The 21,163-nt window shown below is 71.5% G+C and carries 15 protein-coding genes; 12 read left to right on the top strand and 3 right to left on the bottom strand.

The annotated features are described in order from the left end of the window. Nucleotides 1-448 precede the first annotated feature (448 nt). The 6 genes from JQX11_RS13575 (at nt 449) to trpS (ending at nt 7,586) form a co-directional block, all read left to right on the top strand. The gene (locus JQX11_RS13575; protein WP_204925340.1) at nt 449-2,317 is read left to right on the top strand and encodes a RiPP maturation radical SAM C-methyltransferase; all 1,869 of its coding nucleotides are present in this window, start codon (nt 449-451) and stop codon (nt 2,315-2,317) included. Next, nucleotides 2,314-3,684: a DUF5825 family protein gene (locus JQX11_RS13570; RefSeq protein ID WP_204925339.1), complete on the top strand. Its 1,371-nt coding sequence runs from the start codon at nt 2,314-2,316 to the stop codon at nt 3,682-3,684. The genes JQX11_RS13575 and JQX11_RS13570 overlap by 4 nt, the downstream gene beginning before the upstream one ends. A gap of 59 nt (nt 3,685-3,743) precedes the next feature. Continuing rightward, complete coding sequence (locus JQX11_RS13565) at nt 3,744-4,091, top strand: MoaD/ThiS family protein (RefSeq protein ID WP_204925338.1); 348 nt, start codon at nt 3,744-3,746, stop codon at nt 4,089-4,091. Continuing rightward, the gene (locus tag JQX11_RS13560) at nt 4,088-5,302 is read left to right on the top strand and encodes a cytochrome P450 family protein (protein ID WP_204925337.1); all 1,215 of its coding nucleotides are present in this window, start codon (nt 4,088-4,090) and stop codon (nt 5,300-5,302) included. Before JQX11_RS13565 ends, JQX11_RS13560 begins: the two co-directional genes overlap by 4 nt. Continuing rightward, the gene (locus JQX11_RS13555; protein ID WP_204925336.1) at nt 5,299-6,312 is read left to right on the top strand and encodes a 2-dehydropantoate 2-reductase; all 1,014 of its coding nucleotides are present in this window, start codon (nt 5,299-5,301) and stop codon (nt 6,310-6,312) included. The genes JQX11_RS13560 and JQX11_RS13555 overlap by 4 nt, the downstream gene beginning before the upstream one ends. Nucleotides 6,313-6,470: 158 nt before the next feature. After that, a complete protein-coding gene (gene trpS / locus JQX11_RS13550; protein ID WP_372444586.1) occupies nt 6,471-7,586 on the top strand; it encodes a tryptophan--tRNA ligase in 1,116 nt (371 codons plus the stop codon). A 97-nt stretch (nt 7,587-7,683) separates the two neighbouring features. Here the strand turns inward: trpS and JQX11_RS13545 are convergent, their stop codons facing one another. Beyond that, nucleotides 7,684-8,535, bottom strand: coding sequence for an SAM-dependent methyltransferase (locus tag JQX11_RS13545; protein ID WP_232377847.1), 852 nt, complete (start codon nt 8,533-8,535; stop codon nt 7,684-7,686). Nucleotides 8,536-9,072: 537 nt separating this feature from the next. Here JQX11_RS13545 and JQX11_RS13540 point away from each other — a divergent pair. The 6 genes from JQX11_RS13540 to JQX11_RS13515 all read left to right on the top strand — a co-directional run bounded on the left by JQX11_RS13540 (nt 9,073) and on the right by JQX11_RS13515 (nt 19,665). Beyond that, nucleotides 9,073-10,137 carry an SMP-30/gluconolactonase/LRE family protein gene (locus JQX11_RS13540; RefSeq protein WP_204925334.1) on the top strand — a complete coding sequence of 355 codons (1,065 nt, stop codon included), beginning with the start codon at nt 9,073-9,075 and terminating at the stop codon, nt 10,135-10,137. Between the two features lie 33 nt (nt 10,138-10,170). Further along, nucleotides 10,171-11,886 (top strand): PQQ-dependent sugar dehydrogenase, encoded by a 1,716-nt coding sequence (locus JQX11_RS33060; protein WP_204925333.1) that lies wholly within the window; start codon nt 10,171-10,173, stop codon nt 11,884-11,886. A 193-nt stretch (nt 11,887-12,079) separates the two neighbouring features. Further along, entirely contained in the window at nt 12,080-15,922 is a 3,843-nt protein-coding gene (locus JQX11_RS13530; protein WP_372444585.1) for a multifunctional oxoglutarate decarboxylase/oxoglutarate dehydrogenase thiamine pyrophosphate-binding subunit/dihydrolipoyllysine-residue succinyltransferase subunit, read from the top strand. A 386-nt stretch (nt 15,923-16,308) separates the two neighbouring features. After that, entirely contained in the window at nt 16,309-17,421 is a 1,113-nt protein-coding gene (locus tag JQX11_RS13525) for an SGNH/GDSL hydrolase family protein (protein WP_204925332.1), read from the top strand. Between the two features lie 103 nt (nt 17,422-17,524). Beyond that, nucleotides 17,525-18,799 (top strand): poly(ethylene terephthalate) hydrolase family protein, encoded by a 1,275-nt coding sequence (locus tag JQX11_RS13520; protein ID WP_307826175.1) that lies wholly within the window; start codon nt 17,525-17,527, stop codon nt 18,797-18,799. Nucleotides 18,800-18,948: 149 nt separating this feature from the next. Further along, nucleotides 18,949-19,665, top strand: coding sequence for a response regulator transcription factor (locus JQX11_RS13515; RefSeq protein ID WP_204925623.1), 717 nt, complete (start codon nt 18,949-18,951; stop codon nt 19,663-19,665). Here the strand turns inward: JQX11_RS13515 and JQX11_RS13510 are convergent. After that, nucleotides 19,593-20,450, bottom strand: a complete 858-nt coding sequence (locus JQX11_RS13510) for a polyphosphate polymerase domain-containing protein (RefSeq protein ID WP_307826174.1) — start codon at nt 20,448-20,450, stop codon at nt 19,593-19,595. The genes JQX11_RS13515 and JQX11_RS13510 overlap by 73 nt on opposite strands. Continuing rightward, nucleotides 20,447-21,040, bottom strand: a complete 594-nt coding sequence (locus tag JQX11_RS13505; RefSeq protein WP_204925330.1) for a DUF4956 domain-containing protein — start codon at nt 21,038-21,040, stop codon at nt 20,447-20,449. Before JQX11_RS13505 ends, JQX11_RS13510 begins: the two co-directional genes overlap by 4 nt. Nucleotides 21,041-21,163 lie beyond the last annotated feature (123 nt).

Here is a 21,163-nt window from a genome sequence, read left to right as displayed (position 1 = left end):
ACATCTGCCCTGGCAGAAATTGCCGCAGTGTGCTGCGTGCCCGCATTCGCCGTTATCGAGAATGTTGGAGGCGAGAATCCCACGGGTCCTTGCCGGATGGCAACTTCACTTGACCGTCATCAATTCCGGCGTTAACGTGTGTTAAGGCTGGAGGTCGTACGGCGGGCCTGACGTGATGGCAGTCCGGCAGTGCGACAGGCCCGGTGGTGGGCGTCGGCCGCCCCGCCCGGGACGGCGCAGCAAGCCGGCCGACAGCCACCGAAAATTGCTCTGGACGCCTCCCCGTGCCCCCTCGCAGCGCGGGCCGGCATGCTGCGGTAGAGCACCGGCACATTGTCGGCGAACCACCGCGGAAAAGATCGGGCAGCGGTCCCCGAATTGCGGTGACGCGCGTCCCGCGAAAGCACCGCACATTATCGACCGCGACGGAAGAAGCTGGTGGAAAACCGTGAAGCTCCTGATGGTCGCCATGCCCTGGCAGGGTCTCGACACCCCGTCCAGCGCGCTGGGAATCCTGGGGCAGTGTGTCCGCAGGCACGCCGCCAACTGGGAGATCGACGAACTGTACGCCAACCTCCGGTGGGCCGAGCACCTGCTCGTCGAGAGCGGCGGCACCCTCACCCCGACCGACTACGGCAACGTGGCGGACCAGGTGTTCCACGGCGTCGGCGACTGGGTCTTCACCCCGGCGCTGTACGACGTCGACAGCTACCGGGTCCCCGAGTTCGCCGAGTTCCTCCGGCAGCGCGGCGTGGATCCGGACGCCCCCGTCGCGATGCAGCGGTACGCCCGCGGGTTCGTCCGACGGCTCGCCGAACAGATCGCCGCCGACCCTCCTGACCTGGTCGGCTTCACCAGCACCTTCATGCAGAACGTGCCCTCCCTGGCATTGGCGCGGGAGTTGAAGCGACTCGTGCCGGGCATCCGTACGGCGATGGGCGGCAGCAACTGCGACGGGCTCCAGGGCCCGGCGTTGCACCGCAACTTCCCGCAACTCGACTTCGTGCTCAGCGGCGAGGGCGAACGTTCGCTGCCCATGCTGCTCGACCAGATCGCCTCGGGCGCCGACCTCGCGGACGTGCCGGGGCTGAGCTGGCGGCACGAGGGGCGGACGGTGGTGAATCCGCCGGCACGCGGCGCGCTGCCGTTCGCGATGGTGCCCGCGCCCAACTACGACAGCTACTTCCGGGCCCTGGCGGAGACGCCGTTCGCGCCCCAGGTCCGGCCGATGGTGGTCCTGGAGACCTCGCGGGGCTGCTGGTGGGGCGAGGTCCACCAGTGCACCTTCTGCGGGCTGAACGGGTCGAACATCGACTTCCGCAGCAAGGCCCCCGACCGCATCGCCGGTGAGGTGGTGGAACTGGCGCAGCGGTACCGGGTCCTGGACCTGATCATGGTCGACAACATCCTCGACATGAAGTACCTGAACACGGCCATTCCGGCGATGGCCGCCCTCGACTGCGACCTGCGGGTGCACTACGAGATCAAGTCCAACATGACCCGGGACCAGCTGCGCAGCCTGAAACAGGCGAACGTCACCTACGTACAGCCCGGCATCGAGAGCCTCAGCAGCCACGTGCTGCGCCTGATGGACAAGGGCGTCAGCGCCGCGCACAACGTCCGGATGCTGCGCGACGGTCACGACCTCGGCCTCAACGTCACCTGGAACATCCTCTACGGCTTCCCCGGTGAGACCGAGGACGACTACCGGCGGCTGCTGGGCAAGTTCGCCACCCTGGAACACCTCCAACCGCCGACCGGGGCCTGGCGGATAGCGCTGGAACGCTTCAGCCCCTACTTCGAGGACCCGACCCAGGGGTTCATGTATCGCCGGCCGGCCGAGATATACGACTTCATCTACCAGGTCCCGCGCGACGAGTTGTACGACCTGGTCTATCTCTTCGACACCCGCGACCAGGGCATCGTCGGCCCGATCGAGGACGAGCTGAAGCAGGGCGTCGAACGCTGGGCGCAGGCGTACCGGGGCGGTGACCTGTCCTACCGGGTCGACGACCGGGGCCGGGTGACCATCGAGGACCGCCGGGCGAGCTGGCCCGAGGAGACGATCGAGCTGGACGACGTCCACAGCAACGTCTACCTCGGCATGTTCCAGGTCGCCGGCCGGGCGGGCATCGCCCGACGGCTCGCCGACAGCGGGCACCAGGTCACCGCCGACGGACTCGACCGGATGCTCCGCTGGTTCGTCGACCGGGGCCTGGCCTTCGAGGACGAGGAACGGTACGTCGCCGTCGCACTCGACGTCGACCCGTACCGGCGGAAGCTGATCGACGGCAGGGAGGTGGTGGCGTCCCGATGAGCACGTCACTGACGATCGACGACCTGCGGGCCCCCGGCACACCCGTCCCGGCGGGCGGCCGGCCGGCCACGCTCACCCTCGACCCGGCGGAGCTGCCCACCAGCGGGGAGTTCGTGGAGCTGCTGACCCGGGTCCCCGTCGGCGGGGTACGGCTGGCCGAACCCGTCGACCTGTCCACACTGCCCGACCGGACCGCCGCGCGGATCGTCGCGTTGCTGCGCGAGTGCTCCTCGATCGGCGTACCGGTCACCTGGTCGCTGGTCCTGGACGCGCAGCGGCGGCACCTCGTGCGGCACCTCGACCACCTGCCCGCCCCCGTGCGGGCGACGGTGCGCGGCAGCGGGACCACGGCGGTCGACGGGTGGCGCTCCACCCGGACGTTCGGCCTGCTCCACTTCCGTCGGGGCCCGGGGTTCCTGGCCGTCGTCGACCAGCGTCACCGGCCCGTGCGCCGGCTGGTCCTGGACGACCCCACCCGGATCGACGTCTTCCTCCGGGCGTTGCCGGGCTGCCCGTGGGCCGAGCTGACCGCCGGGCCGGCCGAGGCCGACGCCGCCCACCGGCTGGTGGACGATGGGCTGCTGCTGCGCCTCGGCGACCACTGCGTGACCCTGCCGGTGCACATGCGTTCGTGGCCGCTGGGCGCGGCCCTGCTGGGTGGCACCCTGGCCTCGGCCGGGAAGAAGCGCGACGACGCGTCCGACCCGACCGACGCGGACCCCGCCCCGGGCGGGCCGGGCGACCTGCCCCGGGCGGTCCGGTTCGCTCCCGCCGCCGCCCGCCGCTTCGTCGCCGACGCCGTACGGGAGTACCGGCGGTGTCTGGACAGCCGGGACGCCGACGGGGTGCCCCACCACCCGCCCCGCGCGTCGGCGCTGCTGTTCGGGCAGGTGGACGACGCCGCGATCACCGTCACCGACATCGAGTTCGTGCCGAACGTCCGGGGGCGGGACGAGAGCGTCATCGCCGAGTTCGAGGAGCGGATCGCCCCCCGCTTCGGCGAGGTCTACCGGGACACCGAACGCGGGTTCTGGTGCGCCGACGAGGGGGTGCTGCAGGCCATCAAACAGCACTCCGTGCACGGTCGGGAACTGCTCGGCTCGGTGCACTCCCACCCGAACTGGCACGAGATCGGTCCACCGCACGAACGTCGGCAACGGCTCAGCGAGCAGCCCACCGGCATGGACGAGTACCTGTTCCGCCAGTCCGGCTGGCCGGTGAACGTGATCTGGTACGTCCGGGCCAGCGGTGACCGGCTGATCCACCGGGTGGCGGGCTGGCGGCCCGGACCGCAGGGGTGCGAGCCGCTGGACGTACGCCTGCCGGCGGAGCTGCGTACCGAGATCGAGATCGAGTTCCCACCCTGACCACCGCGCCGCGACCGCGCCGGTGACGTCAGGAAACCTGCCCAGGAGGTAACCCAGTCATGTCCGAATCTGCCCACGGCACCGGCACACCGTCGCCGGCGCCCGTCGTGACCGTCAAGGTCCCGGCGGCCTTCCACGCGTTGACCGGCGGTCGGCGGCTGTTCTCCGTCGAGGGCGAGAGCATCCGCGAGGTGCTCGTCCGGCTCGACCGCGCCGCCCCGGGGCTGCTCGACAAGATCGTGGACGGGGACCAGCGGGTCAAGCGCTACGTCAACGTCTACCTCAACGACGACGACATCAGGGGCCTGGACGGCCTGGAGACGAAGGTCGGCCGGGACGACCTGGTCTGGATCATCCCGGCGGTGGCCGGTGGCAGCGGCGAGCCGGGAGGTCGGGGGTCACGATGACGGAGGTGCTGCCCACGACGTACTTCACCGATCCGGGGGACTCGCCCCACGCGGCGACGACGGAGCTGCGCTCCCGGTGCCCGGTGCACCGGATGGACGTCCCGCCCGGCGCCGAGGCGTACGCCGTCCTCGCGAACCGGGTCGTCGAGGAGGCGTTCGGCGACCCACGCCTGTCCAAGCAGATCGAGAACCTGCCCGCCCGGTACCGGGACAAGGCGGCGACCAACAGCCTGCTGGTCGTCGGCAACCTGGGCTTCGCCGACCCGCCGAAGCACACCCGGCTCAAGAAGCCGATCAGCCGCGCGTTCCTGCCCGCCGTGGTCGCCCGGCTCCGGCCGCGCATCCAGGCCGTCGTGGACGACCTCATCGACGCGTTCCCCGACGGCGGCGAGATCGACCTGGTGACCGCGTTCGCACTGCCGTTGCCGCTCATCGTCATCTGCGAGTACCTGGGCATCCCGGTGCAGGACCGGCCGCTGTTCCAGCGGTGGAGCTACGTGCTCAGCCAGGACCCGTTGCAGCACGCGGAGAGCGAGCTGAAGGCGGCGAGCGACGAGTTCTCCGACTACTTCACCGCCCTGGTGGCGCAGCGGCGGGCGAACCTCGGCACCGACCTGCTGAGCGAACTCGTCCGGGCCCGGGACGAGGACGCGCTCACCGACCGGGAGCTGCTGTCGACGATCCTGCTGCTGATCATCGCCGGGCACAAGACGGTCGCGAACATGGTCGGCAACGGCACCCTGCTGCTGCTGCGGCACCCCGACCAGCTCGCGATGCTGCGCGCCGACCCCGACCTGATCCCCGGGGCGATCGAGGAGATCCTGCGCTACGAGGGGTCGGCGGGCTGGGCCTCGCTGCGGGTCGCCACGCAGGACATGTGCCTCGGCGGGGTGGACATCGCCCGGGGCAGCTTCGTGCACCTGTCGCTCTCCGCCGCCGGCCACGATCCCGAGGTGTACGACGACCCGGAACGGTTCGACGTCACCCGGTCGCCGAACCGGCACCTGTCCTTCGGCCACGGCACGCACTTCTGCATCGGGGCCCCGCTGGCCCGGCTCCAGGGCGAGATCGCCTTCGCCACCCTGCTGCGCCGCCTGCCGGAACTCGCCCTCGCGGTGCCCTCCGAGAAGGTCGTCTGGGTGGCGGACAGCTCGCTGAGCCGGGGCCTGGAGGCGCTCCCCCTGCGGGTCGGCAGGCGGCTGCCCCGATGACGGCCCGGTCGCGGGTGGACGCCGGTGCGGGTCGCATCGACGCCGGGCCGGCGGGCGGGGACGGCCCGCCGGTGGGCGCGAGCATCGCCGTGGTCGGGGCCGGCGGCGTGGGCGGGCACCTCGGTGGCCGCCTCGCCGCCGCCGGGCACGACGTCCGGTTCCTCGCCCGGGGTACGACCCTCGCCGCGCTGCGTCGCACGGGGCTGCGGGTCACCGGCGACGCGGGGGACTGGGTCGCTCCGGCGCTGCGCGCGTCGGACGACCCGCACGACCTCGGTCCCGTCGACTACGTGCTGCTCTGTGTCAAGACCCCGCACCTGCCCCCGGCCCTGGACGCGCTGGACCCACTGGTCGGCACGGACACCGCGGTGGTCACCGTGCAGAACGGGGTCGAGGCGCCGGAGCAGGTGGCGGCCCGGCTCGGCCGTGCCCGGGTGCTGCCCGGCCTGGCCCGGGTGGTCGCCACCCCCGTCGCGCCGGGCGAGGTGCGCTACCACGGTCCGCCGGGCGCGTTGGGCTTCGCGGAGTGGGACGGCGGCGCGTCCGACCGGGTGTTCCGCCTGCGCGGGCTGCTGCGCGGGGCGGGGGTGGACGTGCTGGAACCGGCCGACATCTGGGCCGCGCTGTGGGCGAAGTTCCTGCTGGTGGTGCCGGTCGGCAGCCTCGGCGCGGCCACTGGCGGGGCGACGGTCGGCGAACTCCGTTCCCGCCCCGGCACCCGCCGGATGCTGGTCACGGGCATGCGCGAGATATACGAGACCGGAATTGCGCTCGGAATCGCGCTGCCGCCGGACGCGCCGGATACGGCGGTGGCGCTGATGGACCGGCAACCGGCGGACAGCACCACCTCGCTGCAAAGGGACATCCTCGCCGGGAGACTGTCGGAGTTCGATGCCTGGACGGGTGCCGTCGTTCGACTGGCCGGGCGGGCCGGACGGCCGGCGCCGCTGCACGAGATGCTGCACGAACTGCTCGCCACGCGCATATCCCGGACCGTCGGGCAGAAGTGAGGGCGGGCCGTCCGTCGGGTCCGGGCCAACGGCCGAGGTCAGTTCGGTGGTGTCCGCCCGCAGGAGCGTGACGCCGTTTCGGATCGGGGTCCCTTTGCCGTTCCCCGATGCGCTCGCCGTGCAATCATGGCGTCGAGACCGACCCTTCAGGAGATCCTGTGAATACCGCCGTACCCCAGACCGAAGACGCCGGTGCCGCTGCCTGCGCCGGGCCGACCGACGCGCTCGGGACGTCCGCCGCGCAGGCCCGCAGCGCCGCGCTGGAGGAGTTGATCCGTACGGACCCGGGGCGGTTCCGGGTGCTCACCGGTGACCGCCCCACGGGCCGCCTGCACCTCGGTCACTTCTTCGGCACGCTGCACAACCGGGTCCGGCTCCAGGAACTCGGGGTGGAGTTGTTCGTGGTCATCGCGGACTACCAGGTCCTCACCGACCGCGACGTGGCGGACAATCTGCTCCAGCACGTCGAGGAACTGGTGCTGGACTACCTGGCCATCGGCGTGGACCCGGCCCGCAGCACGATCTTCACGCACGGGGCGGTGCCGGCACTCAACCAGTTGATGCTGCCGTTTCTCAGTCTGGTCTCGGTGTCGGAACTCAACCGCAATCCCACCGTCAAGGACGAGATCGCGCACTCGCGGCAGTCCGCCGTCAGCGGGTTAATGTTCACCTATCCCGTCCACCAGGCCGCCGACATCCTGTTCTGCAAGGCTAATCTGGTTCCGGTCGGCCAGGACCAACTTCCACACCTCGAACTCACCCGGACGATCGCCCGTCGTTTCAACGACCGGTACGGCGCCGGTTCGGCGGTGTTCCCCCAGCCCGACGCGTTGTTGTCGAGCGCCCCGCTGCTGCTCGGCACGGATGGCACCAAGATGAGCAAGAGCCGGAACAACGCCATCACGCTCGCCGCCACCGTCGACGAGACCGCCCGGCTGGTCAAGGGGGCGAAGACGGACTCGGAGCGGCACATCAGCTACGACCCGGCCACCCGCCCGGAGGTGTCGTCGCTGCTGCTGCTGGCGGCCCTGTGCCAGGGGCGCAGCCCGGAGCAGGTGGCCGCCGACATCGGGTCGGCGGGGGCGGCGGCGCTCAAGAAGGTCGTCACCGAGTCGGTCAACGAGTACCTGGCCCCGATCCGCGCCCGTCGGGCCGAGTACGGGCAGGACCGGGCCCACCTGCGGGCCGTCCTGAGCGAGGGCAACGAGCGGGCGCGGGCGGTGGCCGACGCCACCCTGGCCGAGGTACGGGCGGCGATGAACACCTGCTACTGACGCCGGCCGTGGCCGGTGGCGTGCCCGAGGGGGTGCCGCCGGCCGGGCTGGCCCCCCGGGTGGGGGCCGGTCACGTCGCCGGCGGCAGCGCCCGTGCTCAGGCCTTGCGGGCCACCCCACCGACGATCGTGTGGTAGGTGGCGGTCTGCCTGGTGTCCTCCTCGCCGTCCGGATGCCACTCGGCCAGCGGGACCAGCCCGGGCGGGACCAGCTCCAGGTCGCCGAAGAAGCCGAGGATATCGTCCCGGGTACGCCACCGGCCGGTGCCCAGCGTCTCGTTGAAGACCTTCTCCACCGCCCGCGCCTTCGCCGAGACCTCCGGCTGGGCCGCACCCGGGTCGTAGAAGTGCGAGATGGCCAGGTAGCTGCCGGAGGGGAGGGCATCGATCAGCCGGCGGGCCACCCCGGCGGGGTCGTCGTCGTCGTGCAGGTGGTGCAGGATCGCCAGGAGCAGCAGCCCGACCGGCTGGTCGAAGTCGATCAGCTTGCGGTCGCGCATCTCCGCCAGCAGTTCGTCCGGCTGCCGGACGTCGGCCCCGACCACGGTGGTGGTCCGGGCGTCGGCGAGCAGGGCGCGCCCGTGGGCGAGGGCCATCGGGTCGTTGTCCACGTAGACCACCCGGGCGTCCGGGTCGACCTGGTGGGCGATCTCGTGCACGTTGCCCCGGGTGGGCAGGCCGGAGCCGAGGTCGAGGAACTGGCGGATGCCGGCTTCGGCGGCCAGGTAGCGGACCGACCGGCGTAGGAAGGCCCGGCAGGCCCGCCCGGCCTCCGGACCGTCCGGGGTGACCTGCATCGCCATCTGGGCGGCTTCCCGGTCGACCGCGAAGTTGTCCTTGCCGCCGAGGTAGTAGTCGTACACCCGGGCGATGCTGGGTCGGGTCGTGTCGACGCCCGGCGGCGCCGCCTTGTCGCTCGTCAACGCTTCGATCCCTCCGAACAGGGCCATGGTCGGTGAATACTGGCGGGGAGACCACGACACCCATGGCTGCCGAACCGGTGCCGGCCCACGACGTGGGTCGGATCTGCCCTGAGGGTAGATGAGCGCGCTCCCAACGTCGATTCCGCCTCTGTCGGTAACGCGGCAGGTGGGCACGAATCGGAACCGTCGTCGCGCCCCGTGGGCCGATCGGGGTCCACAGTCGACCCCTCCACGATGGTCGCTGACGGAACGTCGTACCGGGGGCGGCGACAGGTCTTCCCGGAACGGCCGGACGGCCCCCGGGGGACTCCATCGACCGGTCCCGATCAGCATGTGGACTCCGTCGACGGTCGGCGTCCGGGGGCGGCGGACAATCGAGCCACATTGACCAGCATCTTAGTGAGAAATCCGGATCCCGGCCGGGATCGGCGGATCGTCACCCATGCGGTGCGGTGGTTCCTAATTTATGCTCCCCATGATGCATCGATGCCGGTAGATCGATCCCGGTGCCACCACCCCGCGACCGCCGACGACGGCGGGTCCGTTCGCCGATCGGAGTTCCCGATGGTCCTGCAACCGGCCGCCACCGCGCTGGCCAGCCTCCTGCTCGCCCTGCCCGCCGCCGTCCCGGCGGGCCCCGGCACCGCGCCCGCACCGTCCCTGCGGGCCGCCCTGTCGACCGGGCAGTCCGCCACCCTGGCCGGCCCACCCGGCGCACCGCCCGGTGTCTGCCCGGCCGGCACCGGCTACGGCCCGCCGCTGCCGTCGACCTCGGTCACGGCCACGAAGATCCGGGGCGGGTTCGCGTTCCTGGAGGGGCCCGTCTGGATCGCCGACCGGGGCTACCTGCTCTTCTCCGACATGGCCGCGCCGACCGGGTCGGAGAACGTCCAGCCGTCGACGATCCGGCGGTTCACCCCGCCGGCCACCTTCGACACGTTCCTCGGCAACGCCGGCAGCAACGGGCTCGCGCTCACCCCCGACGGGCAGCAGCTCGTCGCCGCCACGCACGACCAGCGCAGCGTCTCGACGTACCGGCTCGACAACCTGGCCCGGGGGGTCGTCGCCGGCAACTACCAGGGCCGGGCGTTCAACTCGCCCAACGACGTGGCGGTCCGCTCGGACGGTGTCGTCTACTTCACCGACCCCAACTTCCAGCGGGGCAACCGCCCCGACCAGATGAGCGGGCGGACCAGCGTCTTCCGCGTCTCCGGCGGCCAGGTGTCGCTGGTCGACGACGCGCTGCGCCAGCCCAACGGCATCGCGCTCTCCCCGGACGGCAGCACCCTCTACGTCGGCGCCTACGGCGAGAACAAGATCTACAAGTACGCCGTCCAGCCCGACGGCAGCACCGGCCCCCGCAGCGTTTTCGTCAACTACGTCGGCGGCCCCGACGGCGGCACGATCGACTGCGCCGGCAACGTCTACTGGACCTCCGGCGGCGACGGGCTGGTGCACGTCTACTCGCCCACGGGCAGCCAGCTCGGCACGATCCGCTCCGGCGTAAGCGGCACCACCAACGTGGCGTTCGGCGGGTCCGACCGGCGCACCCTCTTCGTCACCTCGGGCCGGACGAACGACTCCGGCCTCTACAGCGTGCGGCTCAACGTGCCCGGCTACCCGTACTGACCACGACCGGGCTTCCAGGAAGGGACCTATCGCGTGCGATCCAGTCTTCGCCATCCCCGTCGCCTCGTCGGCCTCGCGCTGCTGACCAGCGCCTGCACCGTCCTGGCCGGCGCACCCGTCACCGCCGGCCCACCGGCCACGCCGGGTGGGACGACCCTCGTCCGGGCCGCCGCCGACACCCGGCCGCCCACCGCGCCGGGCTACCTGCGCAGCACCCGGCTGACCTGTCAGTCGGTCACGCTCGCCTGGTCGGCGTCCCGGGACGACGTCGGGGTCGCGTACTACGACATCTACCACGACGGCCAACTGGTCACCTCGGTCGCCGGCAACACGCTCACCGCCACCCTCACCGTGGCGCAGGGCGTCACCTGGGGGTGGTACGTCAACGCCCGGGACGCCGCCGGCAACGTGTCGCAGGCCAGTGCCACGCTCTCCGTTACGCCGCCGTTCTGCCAGTCGGACACCCAGCGGCCCACCACCCCGACCAACCTCGCCGCCACCGCCAACGGCACCGACGTGACCCTGACCTGGACGGCGTCCACCGACAACGTGGCGGTCACCCGGTACGACATCCTGCGCGGCGGGGTGACGGTCGGCTCGGTCACCGGCACGGCCGGCAACCCGCCGGCGACCTCGTTCACCGACACCGGGCTGGCCGCCGACACCGAGTACCGCTACACGGTCGTCGCCCGGGACGCGCAGGGCAACACCTCCACGGCGAGCAGCGCGGTGACCGTGCGTACCGGGTCGGCCTGCACCAGCGCGGTCTGCGGCACGACGGTGGTCACCACCGAGCGGGACCTGCCGTGGGGGCTGGTGCAACTGCCCGACGGCACGGTGCTCTACGGCCGGCGCGACCTGTTCGACGTGGTCGCGATGAACCCGGACGGCAGCAACAAGCGCAGCATCGGCACGGTGCCCAACGTGGCCGGTACCAACGGCGAGGGCGGGGTGCTCGGGCTGGCCGTGTCGTCGAGCTTCACCACCGACAGGTGGCTGTACATCTACCACACCACCACGACCGACAACCGGATCGTCCGCATCCGCTACGACGGGACGTTGCAGACCGGCACGGTGCAGGTGCTGCTGACCGGTATCCCGCGCAACAAGTACCACAACGGCGGGCGGCTGCGGTTCGGCCCGGACGGGATGCTCTACGCCGCCACCGGCGACGGGCAGAGCCCGGACCGTGCCCAGGACGTCAACGACCTGGGCGGCAAGGTGCTGCGGATCCGCCCCGACGGCACCGTGCCGTCGGACAACCCGTTCGGCAACGCGGTCTGGAGCTACGGGCACCGCAACCCGCAGGGGCTGGCGTTCGACTCCCGGGGCCGGCTCTTCGAGCAGGAGTTCGGCAACAACGTCATGGACGAGACCAACATCATCGTCCGGGGCGGCAACTACGGGTGGCCGGCCTGCGAGGGCACCACGGGCAGCTGCGCCAACCCGAACTTCATCGCCCCGATCCGCACCTACCCGGTGGCCGAGGCGTCGTGCAGCGGCCTGGCCATCGTCCGGGACGTGCTCTACCTCGGCTGCCTGCGGGGCAACCGGATGTACCGGGCGGTGATCAGCGGGAACACCCTCACCGACGTGCAGCAGTACTTCGTCGGCACGTACAGCCGGCTGCGGACCGTCGAGCCGACCCTCGACGGGAACCTGTGGCTGACCACGAGCACCGGCGGTGACAAGGACAGCATCCCCAACAACAGCAACGAGCGGATCCTCAAGGTGACCCTGGGCAGGTAGCCGGGCCCGCTAGGCGTACCGGCCGCCGCGACGGCACACCGTCCGGCCGGGACCGGCCCACCACCTGCGGTGCGGTCGCCGACCACCCCGGTCGGCGACCGCACCGCCCCGGGACCGGACCTCCGGCGGAGCCGGATCTGACGGTAGGCCGTGTCCACAATGCAGGCACGTGTCGGCGTAGCCTGAATCGGACGTGGTTTCCGTCCGCCGTGACGAGATCGTCGCGTGCCGTCAATCTGTGGTGAAAGAGGCGAACCCGGCTGTGTCGACCCAGCAGACCTCGCAGGACAATCCGCTCGCGGATTTCGGTCCCAACGAGTGGATCGTCGACGAGATGTACCAGCGTTATCTGGCTGATCCGGCGAGCGTCGACCATGCCTGGCACGACTTCTTCGCCGACTACCGACCGGGTGCGGGCGCGACCGTCCCGCCTCGGGAGGCGACCGCTCCGGATCCGGTGCCGGCCGCGGACACCCCGGCCGCGGACACCCCTGCCGGGGCGGCGACCGGGGCGAGCGCACCGTCTCCGCGGACCGCCCGGGCCGGGAAGGCTCCCGCGTCCGGTGAGCGGGCCGGGTCGCCTGGTGAGCGGGCCGGGTCGTCCGGTGACCGGGCCGGCGGAATCCGGGCGGCCGGTGGGGCGACGTCCGGCGGTGGCGCGGCGGGTGACCCGGCCACCGCCGCGAGCACGGTCCCGCTGCGCGGGGTCGCGGCCCGCATCGTGCAGAACATGAACAGCTCGCTGCACGTGCCGACCGCCACCAGTGTCCGCGCCGTGCCGGCCAAGCTGCTGGTGGACAACCGCATCGTGATCAACAATCATCTCGCCCGGGGCCGGGGCGGCAAGGTCAGCTTCACCCACCTGATCGGCTGGGCGCTGGTGCGTGCGGTCGTTGCGCATCCCGAGATGAACAACTCCTACGCCGAGGTGGACGGCAAGCCGGCGCTGGTGCAGCCGGAGCACGTCAACCTCGGCATCGCCATCGACCTGGCCCGGCCGGACGGCACCCGCACCCTGGTCGTACCGTCGATCAAGAAGTGCGAAAGCATGGACTTCCGGCAGTTCTGGCAGGCCTACGAGGACCTGGTCCGGCGGGCCCGGCGCGGCGAGCTGACCATGGAGGACCACTCGGGCACGACGATCTCGCTGACCAACCCGGGCGGCATCGGCACCGTGCACTCGGTGCCCCGGCTGATGCCCGGCCAGAGCGCGATCATCGGCGTCGGCGCGATGGAGTACCCGGCGCCGTACCAGGGCATGTCCGACGAGACCCTGGCCGACCACGGCATCAGCAAGGTCACCACGTTGACCAGCACCTACGACCACCGGGTGATCCAGGGCGCGCAGTCCGGCGAGTTCCTCAAGACGGTGCACGAACTGCTGCTCGGCGGGCACGGCCTGTACGACGACATCTTCACCTCGCTGCGCATCCCGTACGAGCCGGTGCGCTGGATGCGGGACGTCGCCCGGACCTCCGAGGGGCAGATCGACAAGGCCGCCCGGGTGATCGAGCTGATCCACGCCTACCGGGTGCGCGGGCACCTGATGGCCGACACCGACCCGCTCGAGTTCACGATCCGCCGGCACCCCGACCTGGACGTCCTGCAACACGGCCTGACCCTGTGGGACCTCGACCGGACCTTCCCGGTCGGTGGCTTCGCCGGCCGGCAGAAGATGCGGCTGCGCGACGTGCTCGGCGTCCTGCGGGACACCTACTGCCGCCGGGTCGGCATCGAGTACATGCACATCCAGGAACCGGAGGAGCGTCGCTGGATCCAGGAGCGCATCGAGATCAGGTACACCAAGCCGGACCCGGACGAACAGCAGCACCTGCTCAACCGGCTCAACGCCGCCGAGGCGTTCGAGACCTTCCTGCAGACCAAGTACGTCGGTCAGCGCCGCTTCTCGCTGGAGGGCGGCGAGTCGCTGATCCCGCTGCTCGACGAGGTGCTCCAGGCCTGCGCCGAGGGTGGCTTCCACGAGCTGGTCATCGGCATGGCCCACCGGGGCCGGCTCAACGTGCTCGCCAACATCGTCGGCAAGCCGTACGAGAAGATCTTCAACGAGTTCGAGGGCCAGATGGACCCGGACTCGGCGCACGGCTCCGGCGACGTGAAGTACCACCTCGGGCAGACCGGCAGGTACACCACGCCCGACGGCCGGCACCGCACCACCGTCAGCGTGGTGGCCAACCCGTCGCACCTGGAGGCCGTCGATCCGGTGCTGGAGGGGATCGTCCGGGCCAAGCAGGACCGGCTCGACCTGGGCCTGGAGGGCTACACCGTGCTGCCGGTGCTGGTCCACGGTGACGCCGCGTTCGCCGGGCAGGGGGTCGTCGCCGAGACGCTCAACCTGTCCCAGCTGCGTGGTTACCGCACCGGCGGCACCGTGCACGTGGTGGTCAACAACCAGGTCGGCTTCACCACCGCCCCCGAGTACAGCCGTTCGTCGCTCTACTGCACCGACGTGGCCCGGATGATCCAGGCGCCGATCTTCCACGTCAACGGCGACGACCCGGAGGCGGTGATCCGGGTCGCCCGGCTGGCCTTCGAGTACCGCCAGGCGTTCAACAAGGATGTCGTCATCGACCTGGTCTGCTACCGCCGCCGTGGGCACAACGAGGGCGACGACCCGTCGATGACCAACCCCCGGATGTACGAGATCATCGATGCCAAGCGCAGCGTCCGGAAGATCTACACCGAGGAGCTGATCGGCCGGGGCGACATCACCGTCGAGACCGCACAGCAGCAGCTGCGCGAGTACCAGGCCGAGCTGGAGCGGGTCTTCAAGGCCAGCCGGGACGCGGCCGGCGCGCCGTCGCGGGCCCGCCCGGCCTGGTCCGCGGAGCCCGAACCGCAGGTCGACACCGCCGTCGACGCGGCGGCCGTCCGTGCGGTCGGCGAGGCACACCTGCACCTGCCGGACGGGTTCACCGCGCACAAGCGGGTCCAGCAGGTGTTGCAGCGGCGGGCGCGGATGGCGGTGGAGGGCGGTATCGACTGGGGCTTCGGCGAGCTGATCGCCTTCGGCTCGCTGTTGAGCCAGGGTGTCACCGTCCGATTGGCCGGTCAGGACTCGCGGCGCGGCACGTTCACCTCGCGGCACGCCGCCGTCGTCGACGCGCCGACCGGTGAGTCGTACCTGCCGCTGTCCCGCCTGGTCACCGGCGACGCCCGGTTCTTCGTGCACGACTCGCTGCTGAGCGAGTACGCCGCCATGGGCTTCGAGTACGGCTACTCCGTGGAGAACCCCGAGGCGCTGGTGCTCTGGGAGGCGCAGTTCGGTGACTTCGCCAACGGTGCGCAGTCGATCATCGACGAGTTCCTGGGCTCCGGCGAGCTGAAGTGGGGTCAGCGGTCGTCGCTGGTGCTGCTGCTGCCGCACGGGCAGGAGGGACAGGGGCCGGACCACTCGTCCGGGCGGCCGGAGCGCTTCCTGCAACTGTGCGCGCAGGACAACATGCGGGTCGCCATCCCCAGCACCCCGGCCAACTACTTCCATCTGCTGCGCCGGCAGGCCCTGTCGGCCAAGCGCAAGCCGCTGGTGGTCTTCTCGCCGAAGTCGCTGCTGCGGCACCGGCTCTGCGTCTCGGACGTGGCGGACTTCACCACCGGCGGCTTCCAACCGGTGCTGGACGACGGCGGACCGGGTGTCGAGTCGCCGTCCGCCGGGACGGTCAGGCGGGTGCTGCTCTGCTCCGGCAAGGTCTACTACGACCTGGTGCAGGCCCGCGCCGACCGCGGCATCGGCGACACCGCCATCGTCCGGCTGGAGCAGCTCTACCCGCTGCCGGTCGAGGAACTCCGGGCGGTGCTCGACCGGTACCCCCAGGCGGAGGACGTCGCCTGGGTGCAGGAGGAGCCGGCCAACCAGGGCGCCTGGTCGTTCGTGGCGCTCAACCTGGTGGAGCACCTGGGCGGGGTGCGGCTGCGCCGTATCTCCCGCCCGGCTGCCGCCGCCCCGGCGGTCGGCTCCGCCAAGCAGCACGAGGTAGAGCAGGCGGCGATCATCGACGCGGCGCTGCCGCAGCCCTGAGAGGCGGGTGACGAAACGGACGGGGCGGCTCGCCGGTGTGGCGGGCCGCCCCGTCCGTCTGTCGTGTGACGACCTCGGCGCGGAGGTGCGGGAATACCTCGGCCCGTCAGGCCCGGTCGCGCTGACTCCGGAGCCGGCGGTGGGCCGGAACTGGACCAGGTCAGCGACAAGTATTTACAATGGTCGTTGTTAACGCTCACACCCGTCCCGGTGCCGAGGCCGCCCCGTCCTGTCGGGGCGGCGATCGGCGTGTGCCCGGCGGGACCCGGCGGCTGTCGGCCGTCCGGTCCGGCCGATCCGCGTCACCGGCGTGCCGCCCCTCACCACGGCGGCCGTCCGACCGGCCCACGCCCTCGGCCAGCTCCACCGATCCAGGGGAGAAGTCCATGCGAACGAGGGCACGATGGCTCGCGGCGCTCGCCGTACTCGGCGTCATGACCGCCGGGGTGGTGACACCGACCGGCCCCGCCCACGCCGAATCCAACGGCGGGGTACGGGTCATGCCGCTCGGCGACTCCATCACCGAGGGCACCCAGGTGCCCGGCGGCTACCGGATCGGGCTCTGGCAGCGCCTGGCCGCCGGCCGGTACACGATCGACTTCACCGGATCGCAGTTCAACGGGCCGGGCAGCCTCGGTGACCACGACCACGAGGGGCACCCCGGCTGGCGCATCGACCAGATCGACGCGAACATCGTCGGCTGGCTGAACAACCAACGGCCGCAGACCGTGCTGCTGCACATCGGCACCAACGACATCCTGCAGAACTACAACGTGGGCACCGCGCCGAACCGGCTCTCCACCCTGATCGACAAGATCACCACCACCGCACCCACCGCGGAGGTGTTCGTCGCGCAGATCATCACGCTCTCCAACGGCAACCAGGCGGCGGCCGCGCGTACCTTCAACGCGGCGATCCCCGGCATCGTGCAGAGCAAGGTGAACGCCGGCAAGCGGGTGCACCTGGTCGACATGCAGAGCGCCCTGACCACCGCCGACCTGATCGACGGCATCCACCCCACCTCCGGCGGCTACGACAAGATGGCCGCCCGCTGGTACAGCGCCCTGCAGTCGGTGCCCGGCAGCATCGGCAACCCGGGCAACAGCGGCGGACAGACCACCACCATCGTGGGCACCCCGTCGGGCCGGTGCGTCGACGTGCCCGGATCCGCCACCACCAACGGGCTCCAGCTACAGCTCTGGGACTGCCACGGCGGCACCAACCAGCAGTGGACGTACACCTCCGGCCGGGCGTTGACCGTGCTCGGCACCAAGTGTCTGGACGCCGCCGGCTACGGCACCACCCCGGGCACCCTGGTCACCACGTACGACTGCCACGGCGGCACCAACCAGCAGTGGAACGTCAACGCCAACGGCACCATCACCGGCGTGCAGTCCGGCCTCTGCCTCGACGCCAACGGCGGGGCCACCGCCAACGGCACGAAGCTCGTCCTGTGGACCTGCAACGGCCAGGCCAACCAGCAGTGGAGCCGGCGGTAGCCCGCAGCCCCGTCCAACGAAGGAGATGCCTGAAGTGACGCTACCGACAGATCGACCCCCGACCCCACCCCCGGCCGGCCGCCGGACCTCCGTGGCCCGGTCCGTGAGCTGGCTCTCGGCCGGCCTCGCGGTGCTCCTCGGCCTCGTGGTGACCGCGACCGCGCCGCACGCCGCGGTGGCGGCGGCGGACAACCCCTACCAGCGTGGCCCGGACCCGACCCCGGCCAGTGTGGCCGCCACCCGGGGGCCGTTCGCCACCACGCAGGCGACCGTGCCGGCGGGCAACGGCTTCAACGGCGGATTCGTCTACTACCCGACCGACACCAGCCTGGGCACCTGGGGCGCGGTGGCGATCGTGCCCGGGTACTCCGCCCTGTTCGCCAACGAGGAGGCCTGGATGGGCCCCTGGCTGGCGTCCTTCGGGTTCGTGGTGCTCGGGATCGAGACCAACAGCCGGACCGACGGCGCCGACGCCCGGGCCACCCAGCTGCTCGCAGGGCTGGACTACCTCACCCGGACCAGCCCGGTGCGCAGCCGGGTGGACCCCAACCGGCTCAGCGTGATGGGCCACTCCGCAGGTGGAGCCGGCACCCTGCTGGCCGCGCTGCGGCGGCCGTCGCTGCGGACCGCGGTCGGCCTCGCCCCCGGTACGCCCGGCAACAACCTGAACATGTCCACCACCCAGGTCCCCACCCTGCTCCTGTCGGGGCAGAACGACGGCACCGTCACCCCGTCCTACGTGCAGGGCATCTACAACACGCTGCCCGCCGGGGTGGAGCACGCCTGGGCGGAGCTGGCCGGCAACGACCACCTGTCGTTCACCCGGTCGAACCCGACCGAGATGCGGCTGCTGATCCCCTGGCTCAAGATCTTCCTGGACTACGACACCCGCTACACCCAGTTCCTCTGCCCGCTGTCGAACAGCACCGGCGTCTCCCGCTACAGCTCCACCTGCCCGTTGGTGCCGCCGGGCGGGCCGACGGTCCCGCCCACGACGACCCCGCCCCCCACCACCCCGCCCCCCACCACCCCGCCCACCACGCCCCCGCCCACCACGCCGCCGCCGACGACGCCGCCGCCCGGCACCGCCTGCACCGCGACGTACCGGACGATCGGCTCGTGGTCGGGTGGCTTCCAGGGCGAGGTCACGGTGACCGCCGGTAGCGCCGCCGTCGACGGCTGGACCGCCCGTTGGCAGTTGGCCAGCGGACAGGGCATCAGCCAGGTCTGGAACGGCACGCTGAGCACCAGCGGTACGACCGTGACCGTGCGCAACGCCGACTACAACGGCACCCTCGCCCCCGGCACCTCGACGACCTTCGGCTTCCTCGGCACCGGCACGCCGAACAGCCCGTCGCCGACCTGCACCAGCCCCTGAGCGCCGCCGCCGCCCACCCGACGCGCGGTCGGGTGGGCGGCCCCGGGCGACCGTCCGGGCGCCGGTGGCAGGTTGTTCACAGCTGATCCACAGCCGACTGCGAGGCCGTTCCCCACCATGTCCCGTACGAACAGTGCGTGATTACCCCGATGTCCAGGGTGCTCGTCGTGGACGACGATCCGAACCTGCGGATGCTGCTCTCGGCGACGTTGGGCAGACACGAGTTCGAGGTCCGGGTGGCCGCCGACGGCCGGGAGGCGCTGGTCGTGGCGGCGGACTTCGACCCGCACCTGGTGGTGCTCGACGTGATGCTGCCGGACGTGGACGGTCTCCAGGTCGCCCGCAGCCTGTGGGCGGGGCCGGGTCCCGGGGTGCCGGTGCTGTTCCTCACCGCCCGCGACGAGCTGGCCGACCGCATCGCCGGGCTGGCCGCCGGGGCCGACGACTACGTCACCAAGCCGTTCAGCCTGGAGGAGCTGGTGCTCCGGGTGCGGGCGGTCCTGCGGCGGTGCGGGGCCGACGGACAGGTGCGCGACGACGGTCTGCTGTGCTTCGCCGACCTGGAACTGGACGAGGCGGCCCACGAGGTACGCCGGGGCGGGCACCCGGTGCGGTTGTCGCCCACCGAGTTCAACCTGCTGCGGTTCCTGCTCGTCAACGCGGGCCGGGTGGTCAGCAAGGCGCAGATCCTCGACGGGGTGTGGCACTACCGCTTCGGCGGCGACGGCCGGATCGTCGAGTCGTACGTCCACTGCCTGCGCCGGAAGATCGACCGTTGGGACCCGCCCCTGATTCACACCGTCCGGGGGGTCGGATACGCGTTGCGGCTGCCACCGGGTCCGGCGGCGACGGCTCCTCCACAATGAGGTTTCCCCTGCCCGGCGGGTGCGGGATGGAAGTGCCGGCGCAGGGTGCGTCGCCAGCGTCCGGCGGGTAGTTCGGGGTCGAGCGCGGCCAGCCCGGTCGCGTACTTGGAGATGGCCACCGGGCGGTGACCCTGCCGCCAGAGCAGCCGGTCGACGTGGGACGCGGTGGAGCCGGTCTTGGTCTCGATGACGGCCAGGTCGGGCAGGGCGAGCCGACGGCCGCGGTGGTCCTCCCAGCGCAGCGCGACGTCGATCGTCGCCCGGCTGGCGGTCGCCGGCAGGTAGAGCGTGCTGCGCAGGTAGCTGGTGGTGAGGGTCGGCGAGAAGGTCAGGTCGGGACCGGTGCTCAGTGCGGCGAGCACCCCGTCGACGAACGACCGGCCGGGGCCGAGGTTGCCACTGTCGTCGGGGCGGTAGGGCAGCCGCTCCTTGACCGTACCGCCCCGGGTGCCCTCCGTCTTCACCTCCAGCCAGCACAGGCCGGAGTCCAGGTAGGTCCGTGTCCTGATCTTGAAGCGGCGGCGGCGTCGACGGGCGGTGAGCCGGAAGCTGACGAGGTCGGCGGTGTCGAAGTAGATCGACTCGTAGCGGAACGCGCGCCTGCCGTCGATCTCCAGCACCTGGTCGGTGTGGTCGAGCCCGGCGAGCAGGCGCGGCAGCTCGGCGAGCGGCAGGAGGTACTTGCGGTCGAACCGGGTCTGTAGCGCGGCGCGCTCGGTCAGTTCCGCGAGGCCGATCGGCGTGAGCTGGGCCAGCGCCGTGACGGGCGGGTCGACGGCGGTCACCGTACGGCACCCGCGTCGACCGGCCGCCGCCCGCCGGTGGCGGTGACCCTGGGCCGCGAGTAGCGGACGTCCACGATCGTGGTGTCGTTGACCAGGTCGACCCGCTCGACGTTGACGTTGTGCACCCGGGCGCCGAGCAGCTGCTCCAGGTGCGCGGTGAGGGCGACCGAGTCGGTGACCGCGCTGTCCAGCACGATGACGTGCCGCCGGTACCGGCGCAGCAGCCGGGGGTGGTCCCCGACGAACATCACGGCGAGGATCAGCGCCGTCAGCGCGCCGACCGTCCAGACCGAGGTGCCGGCGAGCGGGCCGAGGATGCCGAGCGCGAGTGCCGAGAAGTAGTACGCCACCTCGTGCTGGTCGAGTTCCGTGGAGCGGAGCCGGATGATCGACAGTACTCCGAAGAGGCCCAGCCCGAGTCCGGCGCCGACGGTGCTGCTGCTCAGTGAGCTGGCCACCGCGAAGACGCCGACGTTGACGCCGAGGTAGGCGACCACCAGGTCCCGCCGTCGGTGGCGCGGGAAGTACAGCGCGAAGACGAGCAGGACCACGGCGACCAGGTCCATTCCGGCCAGGACCAAGCGGGACATGTTTGCTCCTTGGGGTGTCCGCCGGCCGTTTCCCACGTACGGCGTCGGGCGGTGGGGCATCGGATCTGGCAGTGGTGCACCGGCGGGCCGGTGGCGCGGTTCGGGCCCGGTCGGGCCCGAACC

This window comes from Micromonospora humida (assembly GCF_016901255.1).
Lineage (GTDB): Bacteria > Actinomycetota > Actinomycetes > Mycobacteriales > Micromonosporaceae > Micromonospora > Micromonospora wenchangensis.
Note: the sequence above shows the minus strand (reverse complement) of the source record. Positions and strands in the feature narration are given on the sequence as shown.